Origin of the sequence: Burkholderia pyrrocinia (assembly GCF_022809715.1) — a bacterium.
GTDB lineage: Bacteria > Pseudomonadota > Gammaproteobacteria > Burkholderiales > Burkholderiaceae > Burkholderia > Burkholderia pyrrocinia_C.
Genome location: NZ_CP094459.1, coordinates 1,079,815 through 1,098,383 on the forward strand (window position 1 = coordinate 1,079,815; position 18,569 = coordinate 1,098,383).

Genomic DNA, 18,569 nt, shown 5'->3' on the forward strand with positions numbered 1-18,569 from the left:
GATCGCGGGATACGCAACATTTTGAACATGCGGGCGCCCGCCCGCCACCGGATACCAAGACGATGGCAGCCAATCTCGACGTACAAGCGCGCTATTTCCCGCACACGCAGGACCAGCTCAAAGAAATCGCATCGGACATCCTTCGCCATGCGAAGGCACTCGGCGCGACGGACGCCGCGACCGAAATCTCCGAGGGCGACGGCCTGTCGGTGTCGGTGCGCCGCGGCGAAGTCGAAACGATCGAGCACAACCGCGACAAGATGGTCGGCGTGACCGTGTTCATCGGCAAGAAGCGCGGCAACGCGAGCACGTCCGATTTTTCGCCGGCCGCGATCAAGGATACCGTCGCTGCCGCCTACAACATCGCACGTTTCACGGCCGAGGACGAAGCGGCCGGCCTGGCCGAGGCCGAGCTGCTCGAAACCGACCCGCGCGACCTCGATCTCTATCATCCGTGGGCGCTGACGGCCGACGAGGCCGTCGAGCTCGCCCGCCGCGCGGAAGATGCCGCATTCGCGGTCAGCGCGCAGATCCGCAATTCGGAAGGCGCGAGCGTGTCGGCGCAGCATTCGCAGTTCGTGCTCGCGACGTCGCGCGGCTTCCTGTCCGGCTATCCGTACTCGCGCCACTACATCGCATGCGCGCCGATCGCGGGCAGCGGCCGTCAAATGCAGCGCGACGACTGGTATTCGTCGAAGCGCAGCGCGATCGATCTCGCGGCACCCGAAGCGGTGGGCCGTTACGCGGCCGAGCGTGCGCTCGCGCGGATGGGCGCGCGCCGTCTCGACACCCGCAAGGTGCCCGTGCTGTTCGAGGCGCCGCTCGCGGCCGGCCTGCTCGGCGCATTCGTGCAGGCCGTGAGCGGCGGCGCGCTGTACCGCAAGACGTCGTTCCTCGTCGACAGCCTCGGCAAGCCGGTGTTTGCGCCGCATATCCAGGTCGTCGAGGATCCGCACGTGCCGCGCGCGATGGGCAGCGCGCCGTTCGACGAGGAAGGCGTGCGTACGCGCGCGCGCAGCGTCGTCAAGGACGGCGTCGTCGAAGGCTACTTCCTGTCGACCTATTCGGCACGCAAGCTCGGCACGCAGACCACCGGCAACGCGGGCGGCTCGCACAACCTCGCGCTACGCAGCTCGAACACGCAGCCGGGCGACGATTTCGACGCGATGCTGAAGAAGCTCGGTACGGGCCTGCTGCTGACCGAGCTGATGGGGCAGGGCGTGAACTACGTGACGGGCGACTATTCGCGCGGCGCGGCGGGTTTCTGGGTCGAGAACGGCGTGATCCAGTACCCGGTCGAGGAAATCACCGTCGCGAGCACGCTGCAGGAGATGTTCCGCCATATCGTCGCGATCGGCGCCGATTCGATCGTCCGCGGCACGAAGGAAACGGGCTCGGTGCTGATCGAGCAGATGACGATCGCAGGGCAGTAAGCCGCGCGCGGCGCAGGCCGCCACGAAACGAAAAAGCCCGACCGGCGCGAGCCGGTCGGGCTTTGCTCATTGTGCGCGACGCGTCAGATGCGCTTGCGCTCGTAGACGACGAACGCATAACCGAACGTGTTCGGCGCGGCAGCCTGGTGTGCATCGCGCGAGACTTCCTGCCAGTGCGCGGCGTCGGGCGCAGGGAACGATGCATCGCCGTCGAAGTCGGCATCGATCTCGGTGACGACCAGTTTATCCGCGAGCACGAGGCCTTCCGCGTAGAGTTGCGCACCGCCGATCAGGAATGCTTCGGGCACGCCGTCACGTGCGGCGAGCGCCAGCGCGTCGGCGAGCGACGTGACCGTATCGCAGCCATCGAAGCGGCGCGTTGCGTCGCGCGTGACGACGATGTTGCGGCGGCCCGGCAGCGGCCGGCCGATCGACTCGTGGGTCTTGCGGCCCATCACGATCGGCGCGCCCATCGTCGTGCGCTTGAAGAACGCGAGATCCTCGGGAAGTTTCCAGGGCAACTGGTTGTCGCGGCCAATGATGCCGTTGCGGGCACGCGCGACGATCAGGGTCAACGTCGTCATGAAGGTCGGAGAAGAGGAAAGCCGGAATGGCGCCGATTCTACCGGAACGGCGGTGCATGCCGGATTCCTCGCACCTGCATCGGCTTTCCGGTGTTGCGCGCCGCGATGCGCGATGCAGTGGCGGCGCGGCGACGGACTGAGTAAAAAGAGTGCCCGCCGGGGGACGGAGCACAAAAAAACGTTTCGTGTCGCGGGGGCGGTGAGGGTGGTCGCGATCGATGCTGTCGGCCGATTCGGATAACTACGGAATCCTCATCGAATGGATTGGTGCATGCTCACTGGTGCGTGGTGCCTTGGGTGTTTTTTTCCATCGCATGCTGCACGTCGCGTGGCTGCGGTACCGGGAGCGGTGTCGGCAACTGGGGCGGAGGCGGGATCTCGTCCCACAGCGTCACCGAAGCCTTGCCGGCCGGCAGTGGTTGCGGTGCCGACACGGTCACGATGCCGAACCCGTTGCCGGGCTGCATGCCTGGCGCGTTTTCCGCAAGCAGCATCGCGCGATCCAGCTTCACGTTTTCATCCGCGTGCGCCGGCGCGGGCGGGCCGGCGGCCGAGAGCGAAATCGCCATCGGCACGAAAGAAAGTAACAGATGTTTTCGCATGGTCGCTGTCTCCGATATATTCTTATTCAGCGAAATACATGCCATCGCGCCGGAACCCTTGCCACGACTGCGATTCACGCACACGCGTCGACACTTGCGGCGAAAAACGCCTGAAAATGTTTCAGGCCTGAAACGAGGGGGCTTGGGAATACTGCGGATTCAATCAATACGCGTCAAGGATGAAAATCGACGCGTGTGTCGATGAAAGCACACTTCGCTGCGCAAGTGTTATGTGCAGATGATTGACATACGTCGACCTCCCGAGCGATTCGACCGCATCGCTTGAGGCGCTGAAATCGATTTGTCGCATTCAGTGCCTATAACTAAGCTGTCTTGATCAAAAAACGGACGCGAGATAAGCGCCATCATGCGAGGCATTGTCGTTGCCGCGCATCGGCATGGCGAATCGAGCCACCTTGGGCTGACCCGATTCGATCCTTTCGCACGCGACCTGGCGTGCGCGGCAATCGTTAGATGGTTGATGAACGGGGTGGGCATATGGGAGCCGATCAGCGGCACGTGATCTATTACTCGCGCGAACCGAACGATGCGTTGCGCGGCCATTTCGACGAATGCGGTTGGCGCGTCGATCTCGCGGAGACCGTACGCGACGTACGACGCGTCGTGCAGCACGGTGTTGCAACGGCCGGCCTGCTCGATTTCTCGCCGGGCTTCAAGCCCTCGGACCTGCGCGAACTCGAATCCTGCCTGAGCATCCAGCACATCGGCTGGATCGCGGCGACGCGGCGCGGCCAGTTGCAGGACGCCACGCTGCGCCATCTCATTCGCGACTATTGCTTCGACTACGTGACGATGCCGTACGAGATGTCGCGGATCGTCGAGACCGTCGGTCATGCACATGGCATGGTCGCGCTGACCGAGCCCGTTGTGCCGCTCGCCGGTGCGGGTCGCAGCGAAGGCGAGATGGTCGGCACCTGCGATGCGATGCTCGGACTCTTCAGGACAATCCGTCGCGTCGCATCGACCGACGCGCCGGTGTTCATCTCCGGCGAATCGGGCACGGGCAAGGAACTGACGGCGGTCGCGATTCACGAGCGTTCGTCGCGTGCGCAGGCGCCGTTCATCGCGATCAATTGCGGTGCGATCCCGTCGACGCTGCTGCAGGCCGAGTTGTTCGGTTATGAGCGCGGCGCGTTCACCGGTGCGAACCAGCGCAAGATCGGCCGCGTCGAGGCCGCCAACAGCGGCACGCTGTTTCTCGACGAGATCGGCGACCTGCCGCTCGAAAGCCAGGCAAGCCTGTTGCGTTTCCTGCAGGAAGGCAAGATCGAGCGGCTCGGTGCGCACGTATCGGTGCCGGTCGATGTGCGCGTGATCTGCGCGACGCACGTGGACATGGAAACGGCGTTGCGCGAAGGGCGGTTCCGCGAGGACCTGTTCCATCGCCTGTGCGTGCTGAAGATCGAGGAGCCGCCGCTGCGCGCGCGGGGCAAGGACATCGAGGTGCTCGCGCGCCACATGCTCGAGCGTTTCAAGGGCGACGCGCATCGGCGCCTGCGCGGCTTTTCCCCCGATGCGGTGGCCTCGCTGTACGGCTATTCGTGGCCGGGCAACGTGCGTGAGCTGATCAATCGCGTGCGCCGAGCGATCGTGATGTCGGAGGGCCGGATGATCACCGCGGCCGATCTCGAGCTGAACGACTACGCGACGCTTGCGCCCGTGTCGCTGCTGGAGGCGCGCGAGGCGGCCGAACGGCAGGCGATCGAGCAGGCGCTGCTGCGCCATCGCGGCCGTTTCGCGGACGCCGCGCGCGAACTCGGCGTGTCGCGCGTCACGCTCTACCGGCTGATGTGCGCGCACGGAATGCGCGATCGCGGCGACGCGCTGGCAGGGTTTCCGGCGTCGTTGCCGGAGCTTCCGCATCACGCTTGCTAAAATTGGCGGGTACGGCCGCCCTCGCGGCCGAAGGAACCCGCATGAAACAGTATCTCGACCTCGTTCGTACCATTCTCGATACCGGCACCTGGCAGGAGAACCGCACGGGGATCCGCACCATCAGCATGCCGGGCGCGATGCTGCGCTTCGACCTGCAGCAAGGCTTCCCGGCGGTCACGACCAAGAAGCTCGCGTTCAAATCCGCGGTCGGAGAACTGGTCGGCTTCCTGCGCGCGTCGCGCAGCGCGGCCGATTTCCGCGCGCTAGGCTGCAAGGTGTGGGACGCGAACGCGAACGAGAACGCGCAGTGGCTCGCGAACCCGTATCGCCAGGGCGTCGACGATCTCGGCGACGTGTACGGCGTGCAATGGCGCCAGTGGCCGGGCTACAAGGTGCTCGATGCGGGCGCCGATGCGCAGATCGGCGACGCGACGCGCCGCGGCTTCCGGGTCGTCACGCGTTTCGACGAAGACGGCGCACCGAAGGTGCTGCTGTACAAGGCGATCGACCAGCTACGCCAGTGCCTGGACACGATCATGGAGAATCCGGCCGACCGTCGTATCCTGTTTCACGCGTGGAATCCGGCCGTGCTCGACCAGATCGCGCTGCCCGCATGCCATCTGCTGTACCAGTTCCTGCCGAATGCGACGAAGCGCGAGATCTCGCTGTGCCTGTACATCCGCAGCAACGACGTCGGGCTCGGCACGCCGTTCAACCTGACGGAAGGGGCCGCACTGCTGTCGCTCGTCGGCCGGCTGACGGGCTATACGCCGCGCTGGTTCACGTATTTCATCGGCGACGCGCACATCTACGAGAATCAGCTCGACATGCTGCAGCAGCAGCTCACACGTGAGCCGTACGAAAGCCCGCGGCTCGAGATCGCCGAGCGCGTGCCCGAATACGCGAAGACGGGTGTCTATGCGCCCGAGTGGCTCGAGCAGATCGAGCCGTCCGATTTCTCGCTCGTCGGCTATCGCCACCACGAGCCGCTGACCGCGCCGATGGCGGTCTGATCGCGCAGCCCCCTCAGAATGAAGGCCTGACCGCCATCAGCCGGTCGGGCCTTTTTGCTGCACGTTTGCGGCACTTACTGGCGGTGCCGCTCTTCGTGACCGCCTTGCGGCGGCGGGTTGCTCGGGCGCGGCGCCTCGACGTGCGGCGCCGGTTGCGGCCGCGGTTCCATCCGGGGCGCGGGCATCGACGGGCGCGGCTCCGCGTGCGGCGCGGGCATCGACGGCCGTGGCTCCATGCGCGGCGCCTGCGGCTGTGGGCGCGGCATTTCATGTGCGGCGGGGGCCGGCGGACGGTACTCGTTCACGCGCGGCGGTGCGACTTCGCGGTGTGGCGCCGGTTGCGCGAATTCGGGGCGCGGTTGCGGCGCGGGGGCGGCCCGTTCCGGTTGCGGCTGCGGCTGCCCATGCTGGGCCGGCGTCGGGAATTCGGGGCGCGGACGCGGCTGCGGGATTTGCGCCGTACTGTCGAACCTCGGTTGCGGCAGCGCGCGCGGCGCTTCGTTCCGGCCGCCGGGCTGCGCGCCCTGCGGAGCCGGCGCGCCGTCCGGATGCGGCGCCGGCACCGCGCTGCGCACGGGCGGCAGCGCATTCTGTCCTGCCGCGTGCAGCGCGGCCGGCGGGGTGGGGCGTTGACGCTCCATCGGCGTGTGCGGCTGCATCCACGCAGGTGACGGCGCCTCGGCTGCGTGCGCGTTGCCGTTGCCCGACGGGAAATTGCCGGCCACCGGCGGATGCGGGACGCCGTTTCCGGGCACGAACGCCTGGCGCGGCGCCGGGTTGCCCGGTGCCTGCGGCATGCCGCCGTTGGCGAAGCGCGGCGCATTGGGGTTCTCGCCGTTCGCCGGCCGCGCGATAGTCGGCGCGCCCGGCACCGGTGCGCCCGGACGTCCGGCCTGCGCGGCTGGCGGCTGGCCTTCGCGCGGCGCGCGTGACGGCTGCACGACGGGGCCGTGCGGATTCACGAGCTGCACGTTGTGCATCGCCCATGCGCCGCCGTTCGGGTTGCCCGGAACGCGAACCGGGCGAGCCGTGTAGTCGGCCGGCACGTTCGTCTTCACGACGGGGGCGCCGGCGCCCGGTACGCGTCCGCCTTGCTGCGCAAGGTGGGCGGCGGCCTGGTCGCGATACGCGGCCGGCACGGCAGGATTGCGCGTCGCGACGTACGGGTGCTGCGCGATCGCCACCGGCGGACGGTAGCCGGCATTGCGCAGCCCGCCGGTAAAGCTCTGGCGCACGGGCGCGATACCGGGCGTACCCGGTGTCACGTGCGCATTGCGCCATTGCTGCGGATCGACATGCTGCGAGAAGTGCGCAACAGGCTGACCGTGCACGAACGCGGAGGCCGGCACGGCCGTGATCGCGTGCGGCGCGTGGAAGTTCACGTACGTCTTGTTGATGTTGGTGATATTGGTGATGTTCGTCACGTTCACCGTCTTGTTCACGTTCACGTTGTTCACCACGATGTTGCGGTTCACGCGATCGTAGTAGTGCGGGCTCCAGCCGCCCCAGCCGGGGTGCCACGGCTCACCAGGGCCGAGCGCGAACCATGCGCAGCCGGCCGCGGCGACGCCGCCGACGGTGAGCGCGACGCTCCAGTCGGGACCGCCGCCGCCGCCGCCACCGACGAACGCGACCAGCGCCGGCGCATAGACGGGCGGCTGGCTGACGACCATCGGGCCGGGCACCCATGCCCAGCTATCGTCCACGTACGCCCAGCGGCCGTAGTGATACGGCGCGAAGCCCCACGGTGCATCGTCGACCCACGTCCAGCCCCATGGTGCCTGCCAGATCCAGTGGCCGTCGTGATACGGCGCCCAGTCGGCAGGCGTGTCGTTCGGCACCCATACCGAGCCGTAATTCGGGGTTTCGCGCCACGTGCCGTTCGCGTCGAGATCCTGGTAGCCGGGAACGTCGCGGGACACATAGCGGGCCGACACCGAGCGCTCCTCGGCCGCGTCGCGGCTGGCGGCCCACTGGTCGAGCGCATCGGGGCCCGGCGCGGGCGATTGCTGCGCAACCTGCAGGTCGGTGCCCGTGAACACGACCTGCTGTCCGGGCGACAGCGGGTATTGTCCGTTGCTGCCGTACACGGTCGCGCTGCCGCTGCGCACCGTGACCGTCGTGCTTGCGCCGTCCGGCGCGACATCGACGCGATAGTCGCCGGGGCCCGTGATGCCGAGCGCGAGGTTCGGCGTGTCGATTTCGTACGATCCGCCGGCCGGCAGCTGGCGCACGTGCGTCGATACGGTGCCGAGGCCGACCTTCAGTTGCGTCGTCGTGTCGTCGAGGTTCAGCACCGACAGGCTCGTCGAATTGCCGAGCCGCACCGCGGTCGAGCCGATGTGCAGTTCCGAGCGCGCGCCGGCATCGTTCCAGAGCTGGTCGCCGGTCGTCAGCGGCCGGTTCACGGCGGCGTACGACCACGTATCGGTGCCGGCCGGTTCGGTCGTCACGGCGCCCGACAGGTAATTGAGCCGCGCGACGCGCCCCGGCGGATCGCCGCCCGGTTGCCGGGCCGCGGCCGTATACGGCGGGGCATCGGCCGATTGTGCGAATGCGGGGGGCAGCGTCGCAAGCGCGACGAACGCGAGCAGCGTATAGCGGGCGGATCGCTTGAGCGTGAACAGGGGGGCCATGGTGAGCGTCTTCGTCGTTATCGCGGCGCGTCGATTCGTGCCGTTGAGTTCACGATATCCGCTCGGTCTGTTTCAGTGCTCGGTGTTTTGTAAGCCGGATGGCACGCGATGTAACAAAACCTGTCCATCGCGCGCCGTTGTCGTGCAGCTGCAATGCAGGCGTCAAGCGGACGTAAGCCACCCGTCGAAAACCTGCTGCCCGGGCACGGTGACGCGCAGCACGCGCGGTCGCGCGGAGCGCTCGATCCAGCCGTGCGCACAGAAGCTCTCGAGCAGTGCGGCGCCGAGCGCGCCGCCGAGATGCGAGCGCCGCTCGCTCCAGTCGAGACAGCCGCACGCGAAGCGGCGCCGGCGCGCGTGCTGCTGGGCGACGTCGATGCCCCATCGCGCGAGCGCCCGGGTGCCGAGTTCGGTGGTCTCGATCTCATCACCGTTGGCAAGCAGCCAGCCGCGCGCGGTGAGCCCGTCGAAGATGCGCACTGCGAGTTCGCCGGCCATGTGGTCGTAGCAGGTGCGTGCGTAGCGCAGTTCGGCCGGCACCGTGCGCGACGGCGGTGGAACCGGGCGGTGCGGCGCGGCCGCGCGGGCGACGTTCGCGAGCGCCTCGAGCGATGCCGCGATGTCGGACGATGCGATCCGGTAATAGCGGTGCCGGCCGCGCACGTCGAGCGCGAGCAGGCCGCCTTCGGTCAGCCGCGCGAGATGCGCGCTTGCCGCGGACGGCGACAGCCCCGCGATCATCGTCAGTTCGCCGGCCGGTCGCGCGCTGCCGTCCATCAGCACCCACAGCATCGCGGCGCGTCCCGGGTCGGCGATCAGCGCGCCGATGCGGCTCAGGCCCGGAAAGTGGTGGTCGTCTTGATCGGTCATCGTCGTGTCTCGTCAGGCGGGATGACTTGCAGTGTAGTGGGTGCGAGCATTCGATGTTTCGGATCCGGCTGAAATGTCGAATGCAGCGATGCCGGCGCGGGCACCGACCCTGCGGAAGACCGGACTGCGGCCCCCGTGCGGGGCACGCGTAGAATGGCCGGACGCGGCGGCAGCGGGCCGCCGCACGTGACACGATGCAACGATGAAGACGATTTTCTGCCTGTTGGCGGCCGTGCTCGTCTGCGCGGCCTGTGCGCAGGGCGGCGCGGGCGCTGCCGGCGAGCGGGGCGGCAGCCTCGAGATGTACGGGACGATCGACCAGGGCATCACGATACGCCGCTGACGGGCGCCGATCCGCGTACGTTTCAGGCGCGTCGGCGCCGCCGCGCGACATGGGGCGCCCCGCGGCGCGTTGCCGCAGTGCAACGTATAATGGCCCGATTACAGCGCCCCTGCCGCCTGGAGCCAACAAGATGCCCCAACCGTCCCCCGTACCGGCCGCCCTCGACCGCACCGAAACCGTATTCCGCTTCCTCGCCGAGCCGTCGTCCGTGAACTTCGGCGGCAAGGTGCATGGCGGTGCGCTGATGAAGTGGATCGACGAGGTCGCGTATGCGTGCGCGGCCGTCTGGTCGAGCCGCTATTGCGTGACGGTCAGCGTCGGCAACATCCGTTTCCAGCGTCCGATCCTGGTCGGCAATCTCGTCGAGCTGAAGGCGCGCGTCGTCGCGACGGGGCGCACCAGCATGCACATCCATGTATCCGTGCACGCCGGCGATCCGAAGGGCGGCGTGTTGCGCCAGACCACCGATTGCCTGGTCGTGTTCGTCGCGGTCGACGAGAACGGCAACCCGGTGCCGGTGCCGCCGTTCGTGCCCGAGACCGACGAGCAGAAGGTGCTCGCGAAATATGCGGCCGACGTGCGGGCCGCGCTCGACAAGATCGTCGAGATGAAGCCGGAAGAGGTCGCGAAGGGCACGGTCTGACCGGCGCGGGCGCCGCGCCGTTTGCGCAGCGCCCGTCGTTCCGCCGTTACCGCGACCCGATCATCTGCTCGGGACGCACCCACGCATCGAATTCCGCCTCGGTCAGATAGCCGAGCGCGAGCGCGGCGGCCTTCAGCGTCGTGCCTTCCTTGTGCGCCTTCTTCGCGATCTGCGCGGACTTGTCGTAGCCGATATGCGGATTGAGCGCCGTCACGAGCATCAGCGATTCGTTCAGCAGCAGGTCGATGCGCGCGCGATTCGGCTCGATGCCCACCGCGCAGTGGTCGTTGAAGCTCCGCGCGCCGTCGGCGAGCAGCCGCACCGATTGCAGCACGTTGTGCGCGATCATCGGCCGGAACACGTTCAGCTCGAAATTGCCGCTCGCGCCGCCGACGTTGACCGCGACGTCGTTGCCGAACACCTGGCAGCACAGCATCGTCACGGCCTCCGACTGCGTCGGGTTCACCTTGCCCGGCATGATCGAGCTGCCCGGTTCGTTCTCCGGAATCGACAGCTCGCCGAGCCCGCAGCGCGGCCCGCTCGCGAGCCAGCGGACGTCGTTCGCGATCTTCATCAGGCCGGCCGCGACGGTCTTCAGCGCGCCGTGCGCGAACACCAGCGCGTCGGCCGCCGCCATCACCTCGAACTTGCTCGGCGCCGTCACGAACGGCAGCTTCGCCAGCCGGCCGATTTCGTCGGCGACGCGCACCGCGAACTCCGGATGCGCGTTCAGCCCGGTGCCGACCGCGGTGCCGCCGAGCGCGAGTTCGTACAGGTGCGGCAGCGCCGATTCGACGTGACGGATGCCCTGGTCGAGCTGCGCGACATAGCCGGAAAACTCCTGGCCGAGCGTGAGCGGTGTCGCGTCCTGCAGGTGCGTGCGGCCGATCTTCACGATGTCGGCAAACGCCTTCGATTTTGCGTCGAGCGTCGTGCGCAGCGTGCGCAGCGCCGGCAGCAGGTGATTGACGATCGCGTACGCGGCCGCGACGTGCATCGCGGTCGGGAACACGTCGTTCGACGACTGGCCGCGGTTCACGTCGTCGTTCGGATGAACCTTGCGCGCTTCGCCGCGCTCGCCGCCCATCAGCTCGCTCGCGCGATTCGCGATCACCTCGTTGAGGTTCATGTTGGTCTGCGTGCCGGAGCCCGTCTGCCAGACCGCGAGCGGGAATTCGCGCGGATGCTTGCCGGCGATGATCTCGTCGGCCGCGTCGATGATCGCGCGCGCCTTGTCGTCGGCCAGCACGCCGAGCGACTGGTTCACGGCCGCCGCGGCGCGCTTGACGATCGCCAGCGCGTGGATCAGCTCGGGCGACTGCTTCTCGGTCGAGATCCGGAAATTCTGCAGCGAGCGCTCGGTCTGTGCGCCCCAGAGCCGGTCGGCCGGCACGGCGATCTCGCCGAACGTGTCGCGTTCCATCCGAACTGCTTCGTTCATGATGCACTCCTCTTGGAAAGGGGAAAGGCCGCGCAATGCGCGGCGTCGGGCGTATCGTGAGGCAGTCGCGCCGCTCGCGCGGCGTCTTCGGGACTTCGGGCCTTCAGCCGACAAGCATAGCGTCGGCCGCGATTTCGTGTCGTGTCGCGCTCAATGCCGCGCCGCGATGAGCGACGCGGTCTTCAGATGAAAGCGCCATGCCATCAGCGCCGCGACGCTCGCGAGGCCGGCCGCGAGCCCCCACCACAGGCCGCGCGCGCCGAGGCCCGCATGGAACGCGAACCAGTAGCCGGTCGGGAAGCCGATGCCCCAGTAGCCGAAGGTCGCGGCGAGCATCGGGATGCGCGTGTCCTTCAGGCCGCGCAGCGCGCCCGACGCGACGGTCTGCATCCCGTCGACGATCTGGAACACCGCGGCGATGCCGAGCAGCGACGCCGCGAGCGACACCGTGGCCGCATTGGCCGGGTCGTCGAGATGAAGATACAGGCCGACGATCGTGTGCGGCGCGACGATCATCACGATGCCCGACAGTGACATGAACGCGACGCCGAGCGCGAGCGCGACGAAGCCCGCATGCCGCGCGGCGACGGGCGAACCCGCGCCGACCCAGTAGCCGACCCGGACGTTGGCGGCCTGGCCGATCGCGAGCGGCACCATGAACGACACCGACGCGACGTTCAGCGCGATCTGGTGCGCGGCCAGCGACGTCGCGCCGAGCACGCCGACCGTGAGGCCGGTGCCGAGGAACAGCGTCGATTCGACGCCGTACGTGATCGCGACGGGCCAGCCGATGCCGATCAGCTCGCCCATCACGGGCAGCTTCGGGCGTGCCGCGGTCACGAAATGGCGGAAGCGCTGCCGGCCGTGCAGCAGCCAGATCAGCGCGAGCGCGGTGAGCCAGATCGTGATCGTCGTCGCGACCGCCGATCCGAGAAAGCCGAGGCGCGGCAGCCCGAATGCGCCGTGGATCAGCCCGTAGTTCAGCACGCCGTTGACGCCGACACCGCCGATCGACACCCACAGCAGCCGCCGTGCGGCGCCGATCGCCGGCAGGAACGCGCGCATCAGCCCGACGCCGATCAGGCTGCCGAGCGCCGCGAAGCGCAGGATGCCCGTGTATTCGCCGACGTGATGCGCGAGCAGCGGTGGCTCGTGGAACATCAGCAGGATCGGTTCGGCCAGCGACAGCGCGACGATCGCCGGAATCGCGAGCAGCACGGACAGCGCGAACCCGGTCCAGTAGATGTGCGGCACGCGGTCCTCGGCCTGGGCGCCGCGCGCATGCGCGACGCTCACGCTGACCGACGACAGCACGCCTTGCAGAATGGTGACGATGACGAAGAAGAAGTTCGCGCCGAGACCGCCGGCCGCGAGCGAATCGGGGCCGAGCGAACCGAGCAGCACCGTGTCGGTGACGCTCATCGCCATCTGTGAAAGTTGCGCGATCGCGAGCGGTGCGGCGAGGCGCGCGGTATCGGCGGCGTGACTGGACAGGGACGGCGGCGCGGCGGCCGTCCGCGTGAGACCGGAATGCGACATGGAATGGGCGCTCGCGCGGGTGCGGGCCCGCGCTGTCTGTATTTATTTTGAGAGACGGCTAGCTTACGGCTTTATTCGTACGGTGTCGAACGCGCGCGCCGATGGCCATGTCGCGGACAGGGGGAACAGGCGCTAGGCTTCGCGCACCGCGATGCGCGTGTCGCCGAGCAGCACGACCTGGCCCGCGCGGATCTTGCAGGTCTTGCGAAGCTCGACCGCGCCGTCGACTTTCACCGCGCCGGACGCGACGATCAGCTTCGCGGTGCCGCCGCTGTCCGCGAGGCCGGTGATCTTCAGAAGGTTGTGCAGCTCGACGTATTCGCCGGTCAGCGTGAAATCCAGGTTGGGCATGACGAAGAAGGTGCGCAATGCGCGGAAGGAATCGCCTCGCATCATACGGCACCGCGGGCCGGCGTGCGAGCGCGGGCGGTCGCGGCACGCAGTTGTTAAGGACTGTGAGCGATTCGTCAGCAAATGAAACGGTGGGTAACAGTCTGAGAGATTCGAGAACCTGCCGTGCGGGCCGCGGGTCTTTTGTCGTACCTGCTGCGTGTTGCGGCGGGGGACGCGACGGACCGCATCGCTGCGGTTCGCGCCCACAACTTCTTGAGGAGGATTGTCATGTCCAAGATTCGTACGATGCTGATCGGTGCCGCGCTGACGGCGTTCGCCACTTCGGCCGCGTTTGCCCAGACGGGCACGGCGGCGCAGGGCGCGGCAGGTGCCGGCGTGCAGGCGCAGACCCCGGCAGCGGGTGTCGGCGCGGGCGTGCAGGGCAGCGCCGGCGCGAACGCGTCGGGCAACGCGGTCGGCGGCGCAACCGATGCGGTCGGCGCGGCAGCCGACGGCGCGAAGGATACGGCGTCGTCGGCCGTCCACTCGGCCAAGAAGCACACGAAGCACGCCGCGAAGTCGGCCAAGAGCCATGTCGGCTCGGCCAAGGCGAAGGCTGGCGAAGCGACCGAAGGCGGTGCATCGGTCGGCGCGGAGGGTGGTGCATCGGCTCAGGGCGCCACGCAGTAAGCGATGCCTGGCGCCGCGCGACGCTCGCCCCGGACGGCGCGTCGCGACGGCGGCCGTCCGGCGGCCCGGTTCGCTTTGCGCGAACCGGGCCGTTTTCATGTGTTCATGCTTTCGGCAGCGCGGGCGCGCGGTTACGGCCGACGCTGTCCTTGGCCTTGTCCCTGCGCGGGGCGCGCGGCAGCCGGCGTGAATACGCTGCGCAGCCACGCGGCGAGCCGCGCGAAGACGTCGTACGGCTCTTCGACGAAGATCTCCGGTTTCAGCAGCCGCAGGTATTCCATGATCTGCTGCGCTTCCTGTTTCTGGAACGAGCCATGTGCGAGCCCGAGCCGCAGCAACCCGCGCAGTTCGCCGAGCTTGTCGCGCGCGGTGCTGCCGACGCTCATCTCGCATGCGAGCTTGGCTTCGTAAACCCGTTGCCGCAGCGATTCCGCAAGCCGCCACGCGGGCGTCTGCATCAGTTCCTCGAGCGCCTGGATGTCCTGAGCCGCGCCCTTGATCTGCGACGCGAGCGGGTCGATTTGCGCCGGGTCGCCCTGCGCCTCGGCGACGATCGCCTTCGCCCAGTCGCGGCACGCCTTCGCGAGCTCGTCGGGCGTCCATTCGGAGCGCGACGCGAAGCCGAAGCCGAATTCGGCGGCCTGCCGCATCAGGATCGCGACGACGTCCGGAAATTCCTTGTCGAGCGTGCGCTTGGCCCACGCGTACTGGCCGCCCTGCAGCATCCGCTGCACCGCGTGCTCGGTCAGCGGAACCATGTTGTCGAGCAGCTTCGCGCGCAGGAAATCCTCGAACGACGGCGTCGCGAACTGCGGGTCGAGTTTCAGCGACACGCGGACGAACGCGTCGTAGTCCTTGCGCAGGGACTCGAGCGTGTCGTCCTTGAGGGAAAGGGTGATCTGGCCCATGAATCGTCTCGATGGCGGCCCGCGCAGGCCGGCGGTCGGCACGGCGCACCGGTGCGGGCGCAGCGTCGACTGACCGGTGCGCGCCGAGGCCGGTGGCGGGTTTTCACTTCCTATATCGGCGCGCCGCGCGGAAACTTGAGCGCGCGTGGTGGAGTGTCCGCTCAGGCGGGCAGCCAGTGCGGCAGCACGATCCCTTGCCAGAAAAAGAACACCGCGAGGCCCGCCGCGATCGTCACGAGCGGGCGACGGGTCGCCGCCGACACGAGCACGGCGGCGAGCGCGCCGACGAGCTGCGGATTGCGCCAGGTCAGTTCGGCCGTGCCGCCATGGGGCGAGACGGTCATCGGCACGATGATCGCGGTCAGCACGGTGACGGGCACGAAGCCGAGCGCGGTCCGCACGAGCGGCGGAAAGGTCAGCCGCTCGCCGAACAGGAACAGCGTCGTGCGGATTGCGTAGGTGATGACGGCCATCCCGAGGATCAGCAGCGCGTAGCTCACGATGCGGCCTCCGTGCGTGATCGTGCGCGCGAGCGCTCGTGCCGCAGTGTCAGCGCGACGCCGATCGCGACGCCGGCGGCAACCGCGCCGAGCAGCCCGAGCTTGTACGGCCAGCCCTGCCAGAAGTACGCGAGCGTGCCGGCCGTCGCGGCCGCCGCGAAATAGCGCAGCGTGCCGAGCTGCGGGACGACGATCGCGATGAAGGTCGCCGCCATCGCGAAATCGAGGCCGAGCGACTGCAGGCCCGGGAATGCCGCGCCGAAGCCGATGCCCGCGAGCGTCCAGACCTGCCAGTTCAGGTACATCGCGAGCCCGGAGCCGAAAAAGTAGTGGGGGCCGATCGTGCCGGGCGGGAAGTGCCGGTAGTGCCCATAGGCGACCGCGAACACTTCGTCGGTCATCAGCGCGCCGAGCGTGGCGCGCCAGCGCAGCGGCAGGTGCGCGACATAGGGCGCGAGCGTCGCGCTGTACAGCAGGTGGCGCAGGTTCACGATCAGCGTCGTCGCGAGTACGACGACGAAGCTCGCGCTGCCCGCGATCAGGCCGAGCGCGATGAACTGCGCGGAGCCTGCGAACACGGCGAGCGACATCAGCACGCCGTGCCACGCGGCGAGCGGGCCGCCGCCGACGAGCGTGCCGAAAATCACGCCGAACGGCGCCGCGCCGATCATCATCGGGATCGTGTCGCGCGCGCCGTCGAGCCATTCGTTGAGCGGCCGGCGAGGGGGTGATGCGGGTGTCGGGTTCAAAGCGCGCTCCTCCATGCGTTGGAGGATAGCGGGCCGGTGGTTTGCCGGCTTGTATGTTCTTGCGGTCGCGGGCGGGTTGGCTGCCCGGGCGTTTGCCGGCGCGGCGGCAAGCGAGCGGCCGGATGCGGGAAGCCGCGCGTCAGCTCGCCTGCCAGCGCCCGGGCGGCACGCCGAACATCCGTTTGAAATGCCGCGTGAAGTGACTCTGGTCGACGAAGCCGCTGGCCGCCGCGACGTCGGCGACGGGCACGCCTGCCCGCAGCGGTGCCAGCGCGCGCTGCAATCGCAGCTGGTTGCGCCAGGCATGCGGCGGCATGCCGGTCGTACGCGTGAACAGGCGCGCCGCGTGGAACGGCGACAGGCCGGCCGCCTGCGCGACTTCGTCCAGCGTCACCGTGCACGTGAGATCGGCGGCGAGCCGCTCGCGCATCGCGTCGACGCGCGGTTCGTCCGCTGCGAGCGGCGCCGGTCGCGGCTGCGCGTCGGCGTGGCGCACGATCAGCGTCGACAGCGCGTCGAGCATCGCCGTTTCGGCGGCGAGCGGATCATAGATGCGCGGTGCGCCGGAGGCCGGATCGCCGGCCGCCGCATCGTCGGCCGGCTGCCCGTGCGCATGGGACGACAGCGCGCGCTCGCTGCCGGCTTCCATCATCCGGTGCGCCAGCGCGAGCCGGGCCGCGAGGTCGGTGTCGCGAATCACGTCGGGGGCAAACCACGGTGCGTCCTGCGGGCGGCCGGCGATCGCGCTCGTGAGTTCGCGGATGAATTCGATCGGCATGTAGCTGACGCGATAGCACCAGCCTTCGTCCGCCGCGCGCGAGCCCGTATGCACCTCGCCGGGATTGATCACGGGCACGGTACCCGTTTCGGCGACATGGCCGCTGCCGCGATAGGTGAAGCGTTCCGCGCCTTCGAGAATCACGGGGATCGTGTACGCGTCGTGCCAGTGGGGCGCGAACGTGTGGTCGCGATAGGTGGCCGTGACCAGATCCGTGTCCGGCAGCAGCGGCGTGCGCCAGTAGCGTGCGGAGTCTGGAAGGCGGGTGGCGGACATGATCGGGCGCGGGAGCGGTCGAACCGACAGTGTATCGCTCGCGCGCCCGCCAGGTGCGGGCCTTACTTGACCGGAATCGTCGTGCCGGCCGGCATCGGCACCGCGGTGACGGCGTTCTTCGGGCTGCCGCTGACGATGCGGTCACTGTAGGTCAGGTAGACGATCGTGTTGCGCTTCCTGTCGACCACGCGCACGACGTGCAGCGTCTTGAAAATGAACGACATGCGTTCGCTGAACACGTCGGTCTGCTGCTTGAGCGGTTCCTTGAAGCTGATCGGGCCGACCTGCCGGCACGCGATCGATGCCTCGCTCGGATCCTCGGCGACGCCGAGCGTGCCCTTGATGCCGCCCGTGCGGGCGCGCGACACGTAGCAGGTCACGCCGTTCACGACCGGATCGTCGTACGCCTCGACGACGACGCGGTCGGAGCCCGTTACGCGGAAATGGGTGTTGACGCTGCCGACCTCCTCCGCGTGCGCGAGCGGCGCAGCGGCGAATGCGGAGAGCAGGAGGGCGAAGGGTGCGGCGCGCAGGAGGCGGTGCTTCATCGACGGAACCGGATGCGAATGCGGGACATAGACTCTAGCATGCGCGGGACCGGGCCACGAAAACGCGAAAGGGCGGCCGGAAAAACAAAAGGCCCGTCGAATGACGGGCCTTTCGCTGTCTGGCTCCCCGACCTGGGCTCGAACCAGGGACCTACGGATTAACAGTCCGGCGCTCTACCGACTGAGCTATCGGGGAATAAATCGGTACATCTGCGTTTGCGTCACCAACAAAAAACCCGTTCACCTTCAACGGGCCTTTGCGTTTTTGGCTCCCCGACCTGGGCTCGAACCAGGGACCTACGGATTAACAGTCCGGCGCTCTACCGACTGAGCTATCGGGGAACAAACAGCAGAGAAACGAGATTGTATGGAGTGTCGGCTAACCTGTCAATACTTTTGGGCCGCAGCGCACAAAAAATTTCTGCGGCCGCCGCGCGATCAGCGCTCGAGCAGGTGCAGCTTGTCCTGCACGTCCTTCCACTCGTCCGCGTCGGCCGGTGCCGGCTTGGTCTTCGTGATCGACGGCCAGCCCTTTGCCAGCTCGGCATTCAGCTCGGTGAACTGCTGCTGGTCGCCCGGAACGTCTTCTTCGGCATAGATCGCATTGGTCGGGCACTCGGCAACGCACACGGCGCAGTCGATGCACTCGTCCGGATCGATGGCGAGAAAGTTGGGACCTTCACGGAAGCAATCCACCGGGCACACATCCACGCAATCCGTGTATTTGCACTTGATGCAGCCTTCGGTCACAACGTGAGTCATTAAAACGCTCCTGCTTGGCGGTATA

At 68.1% G+C, this 18,569-nt stretch carries 19 protein-coding genes and 2 tRNA genes; 6 read left to right on the forward strand and 15 right to left on the reverse strand.

The annotated features are described in order from the left end of the window. The first annotated feature begins 62 nt into the window (after positions 1-62). Entirely contained in the window at positions 63-1,433 is a 1,371-nt protein-coding gene (gene pmbA, locus MRS60_RS05085; RefSeq protein WP_131948080.1) for a metalloprotease PmbA, read from the forward strand. A gap of 83 nt (positions 1,434-1,516) precedes the next feature. On the opposite strand, the gene MRS60_RS05090 is transcribed toward pmbA, so the two are convergent. Continuing rightward, entirely contained in the window at positions 1,517-2,017 is a 501-nt protein-coding gene (locus MRS60_RS05090; protein ID WP_243565310.1) for a dihydrofolate reductase, read from the reverse strand. Positions 2,018-2,292: 275 nt separating this feature from the next. Continuing rightward, on the reverse strand, positions 2,293-2,619 hold the full coding sequence (locus MRS60_RS05095; RefSeq protein ID WP_034183064.1) for a hypothetical protein: 327 nt from the start codon (positions 2,617-2,619) through the stop codon (positions 2,293-2,295). 498 nt (positions 2,620-3,117) lie between these two features. On the opposite strand from MRS60_RS05095, the gene MRS60_RS05100 reads away from it, so the two are divergent. Continuing rightward, positions 3,118-4,515 (forward strand): sigma-54 dependent transcriptional regulator, encoded by a 1,398-nt coding sequence (locus MRS60_RS05100; RefSeq protein ID WP_034183065.1) that lies wholly within the window; start codon positions 3,118-3,120, stop codon positions 4,513-4,515. Positions 4,516-4,556: 41 nt separating this feature from the next. Continuing rightward, on the forward strand, positions 4,557-5,528 hold the full coding sequence (locus tag MRS60_RS05105) for a thymidylate synthase (protein WP_243565311.1): 972 nt from the start codon (positions 4,557-4,559) through the stop codon (positions 5,526-5,528). A gap of 74 nt (positions 5,529-5,602) precedes the next feature. Here the strand turns inward: MRS60_RS05105 and MRS60_RS05110 are convergent, their stop codons facing one another. After that, positions 5,603-8,164 (reverse strand): DUF6600 domain-containing protein, encoded by a 2,562-nt coding sequence (locus MRS60_RS05110; protein WP_243565312.1) that lies wholly within the window; start codon positions 8,162-8,164, stop codon positions 5,603-5,605. A 162-nt stretch (positions 8,165-8,326) separates the two neighbouring features. Continuing rightward, positions 8,327-9,034 carry an ArsR/SmtB family transcription factor gene (locus MRS60_RS05115; protein ID WP_243565313.1) on the reverse strand — a complete coding sequence of 236 codons (708 nt, stop codon included), beginning with the start codon at positions 9,032-9,034 and terminating at the stop codon, positions 8,327-8,329. 202 nt (positions 9,035-9,236) lie between these two features. On the opposite strand from MRS60_RS05115, the gene MRS60_RS05120 reads away from it, so the two are divergent. After that, a complete protein-coding gene (locus MRS60_RS05120) occupies positions 9,237-9,377 on the forward strand; it encodes a hypothetical protein (RefSeq protein WP_165948127.1) in 141 nt (46 codons plus the stop codon). 130 nt (positions 9,378-9,507) lie between these two features. Next, positions 9,508-10,020, forward strand: coding sequence for an acyl-CoA thioesterase (locus tag MRS60_RS05125; protein ID WP_027811985.1), 513 nt, complete (start codon positions 9,508-9,510; stop codon positions 10,018-10,020). 46 nt (positions 10,021-10,066) lie between these two features. Here the strand turns inward: MRS60_RS05125 and fumC are convergent, their stop codons facing one another. The 3 genes from fumC to MRS60_RS05140 form a co-directional block, all read right to left on the reverse strand. Beyond that, a complete protein-coding gene (fumC, locus tag MRS60_RS05130) occupies positions 10,067-11,461 on the reverse strand; it encodes a class II fumarate hydratase (protein ID WP_131948078.1) in 1,395 nt (464 codons plus the stop codon). A 150-nt stretch (positions 11,462-11,611) separates the two neighbouring features. Continuing rightward, positions 11,612-13,000: a multidrug efflux MATE transporter NorM gene (gene norM, locus MRS60_RS05135; protein WP_034183069.1), complete on the reverse strand. Its 1,389-nt coding sequence runs from the start codon at positions 12,998-13,000 to the stop codon at positions 11,612-11,614. Positions 13,001-13,132: 132 nt separating this feature from the next. Continuing rightward, the gene (locus tag MRS60_RS05140) at positions 13,133-13,351 is read right to left on the reverse strand and encodes an RNA-binding S4 domain-containing protein (protein WP_006486208.1); all 219 of its coding nucleotides are present in this window, start codon (positions 13,349-13,351) and stop codon (positions 13,133-13,135) included. Positions 13,352-13,621: 270 nt separating this feature from the next. Here MRS60_RS05140 and MRS60_RS05145 point away from each other — a divergent pair, with 270 nt between their 5' ends. Next, on the forward strand, positions 13,622-14,023 hold the full coding sequence (locus MRS60_RS05145) for a hypothetical protein (protein WP_152855379.1): 402 nt from the start codon (positions 13,622-13,624) through the stop codon (positions 14,021-14,023). Between the two features lie 131 nt (positions 14,024-14,154). Here MRS60_RS05145 and MRS60_RS05150 read toward each other — a convergent pair whose 3' ends face one another. The 8 genes from MRS60_RS05150 to fdxA form a co-directional block, all read right to left on the reverse strand. After that, positions 14,155-14,931, reverse strand: a complete 777-nt coding sequence (locus tag MRS60_RS05150; protein ID WP_105393603.1) for a DUF4088 family protein — start codon at positions 14,929-14,931, stop codon at positions 14,155-14,157. A gap of 161 nt (positions 14,932-15,092) precedes the next feature. Further along, a complete protein-coding gene (locus tag MRS60_RS05155) occupies positions 15,093-15,431 on the reverse strand; it encodes an AzlD domain-containing protein (protein WP_034183072.1) in 339 nt (112 codons plus the stop codon). Beyond that, positions 15,428-16,195, reverse strand: a complete 768-nt coding sequence (locus MRS60_RS05160; RefSeq protein ID WP_243565314.1) for an AzlC family ABC transporter permease — start codon at positions 16,193-16,195, stop codon at positions 15,428-15,430. The genes MRS60_RS05155 and MRS60_RS05160 overlap by 4 nt, the downstream gene beginning before the upstream one ends. Positions 16,196-16,319: 124 nt before the next feature. Next, positions 16,320-17,234, reverse strand: a complete 915-nt coding sequence (locus MRS60_RS05165; protein WP_243565315.1) for an AraC family transcriptional regulator — start codon at positions 17,232-17,234, stop codon at positions 16,320-16,322. Positions 17,235-17,296: 62 nt separating this feature from the next. Next, complete coding sequence (locus MRS60_RS05170) at positions 17,297-17,782, reverse strand: CreA family protein (RefSeq protein ID WP_105393601.1); 486 nt, start codon at positions 17,780-17,782, stop codon at positions 17,297-17,299. 120 nt (positions 17,783-17,902) lie between these two features. Then, a tRNA-Asn gene (locus MRS60_RS05175) sits at positions 17,903-17,978 on the reverse strand. Positions 17,979-18,048: 70 nt separating this feature from the next. Continuing rightward, a tRNA-Asn gene (locus MRS60_RS05180) sits at positions 18,049-18,124 on the reverse strand. 96 nt (positions 18,125-18,220) lie between these two features. Next, positions 18,221-18,544, reverse strand: a complete 324-nt coding sequence (gene fdxA, locus MRS60_RS05185) for a ferredoxin FdxA (RefSeq protein ID WP_034183076.1) — start codon at positions 18,542-18,544, stop codon at positions 18,221-18,223. Positions 18,545-18,569: the final 25 nt, after the last annotated feature.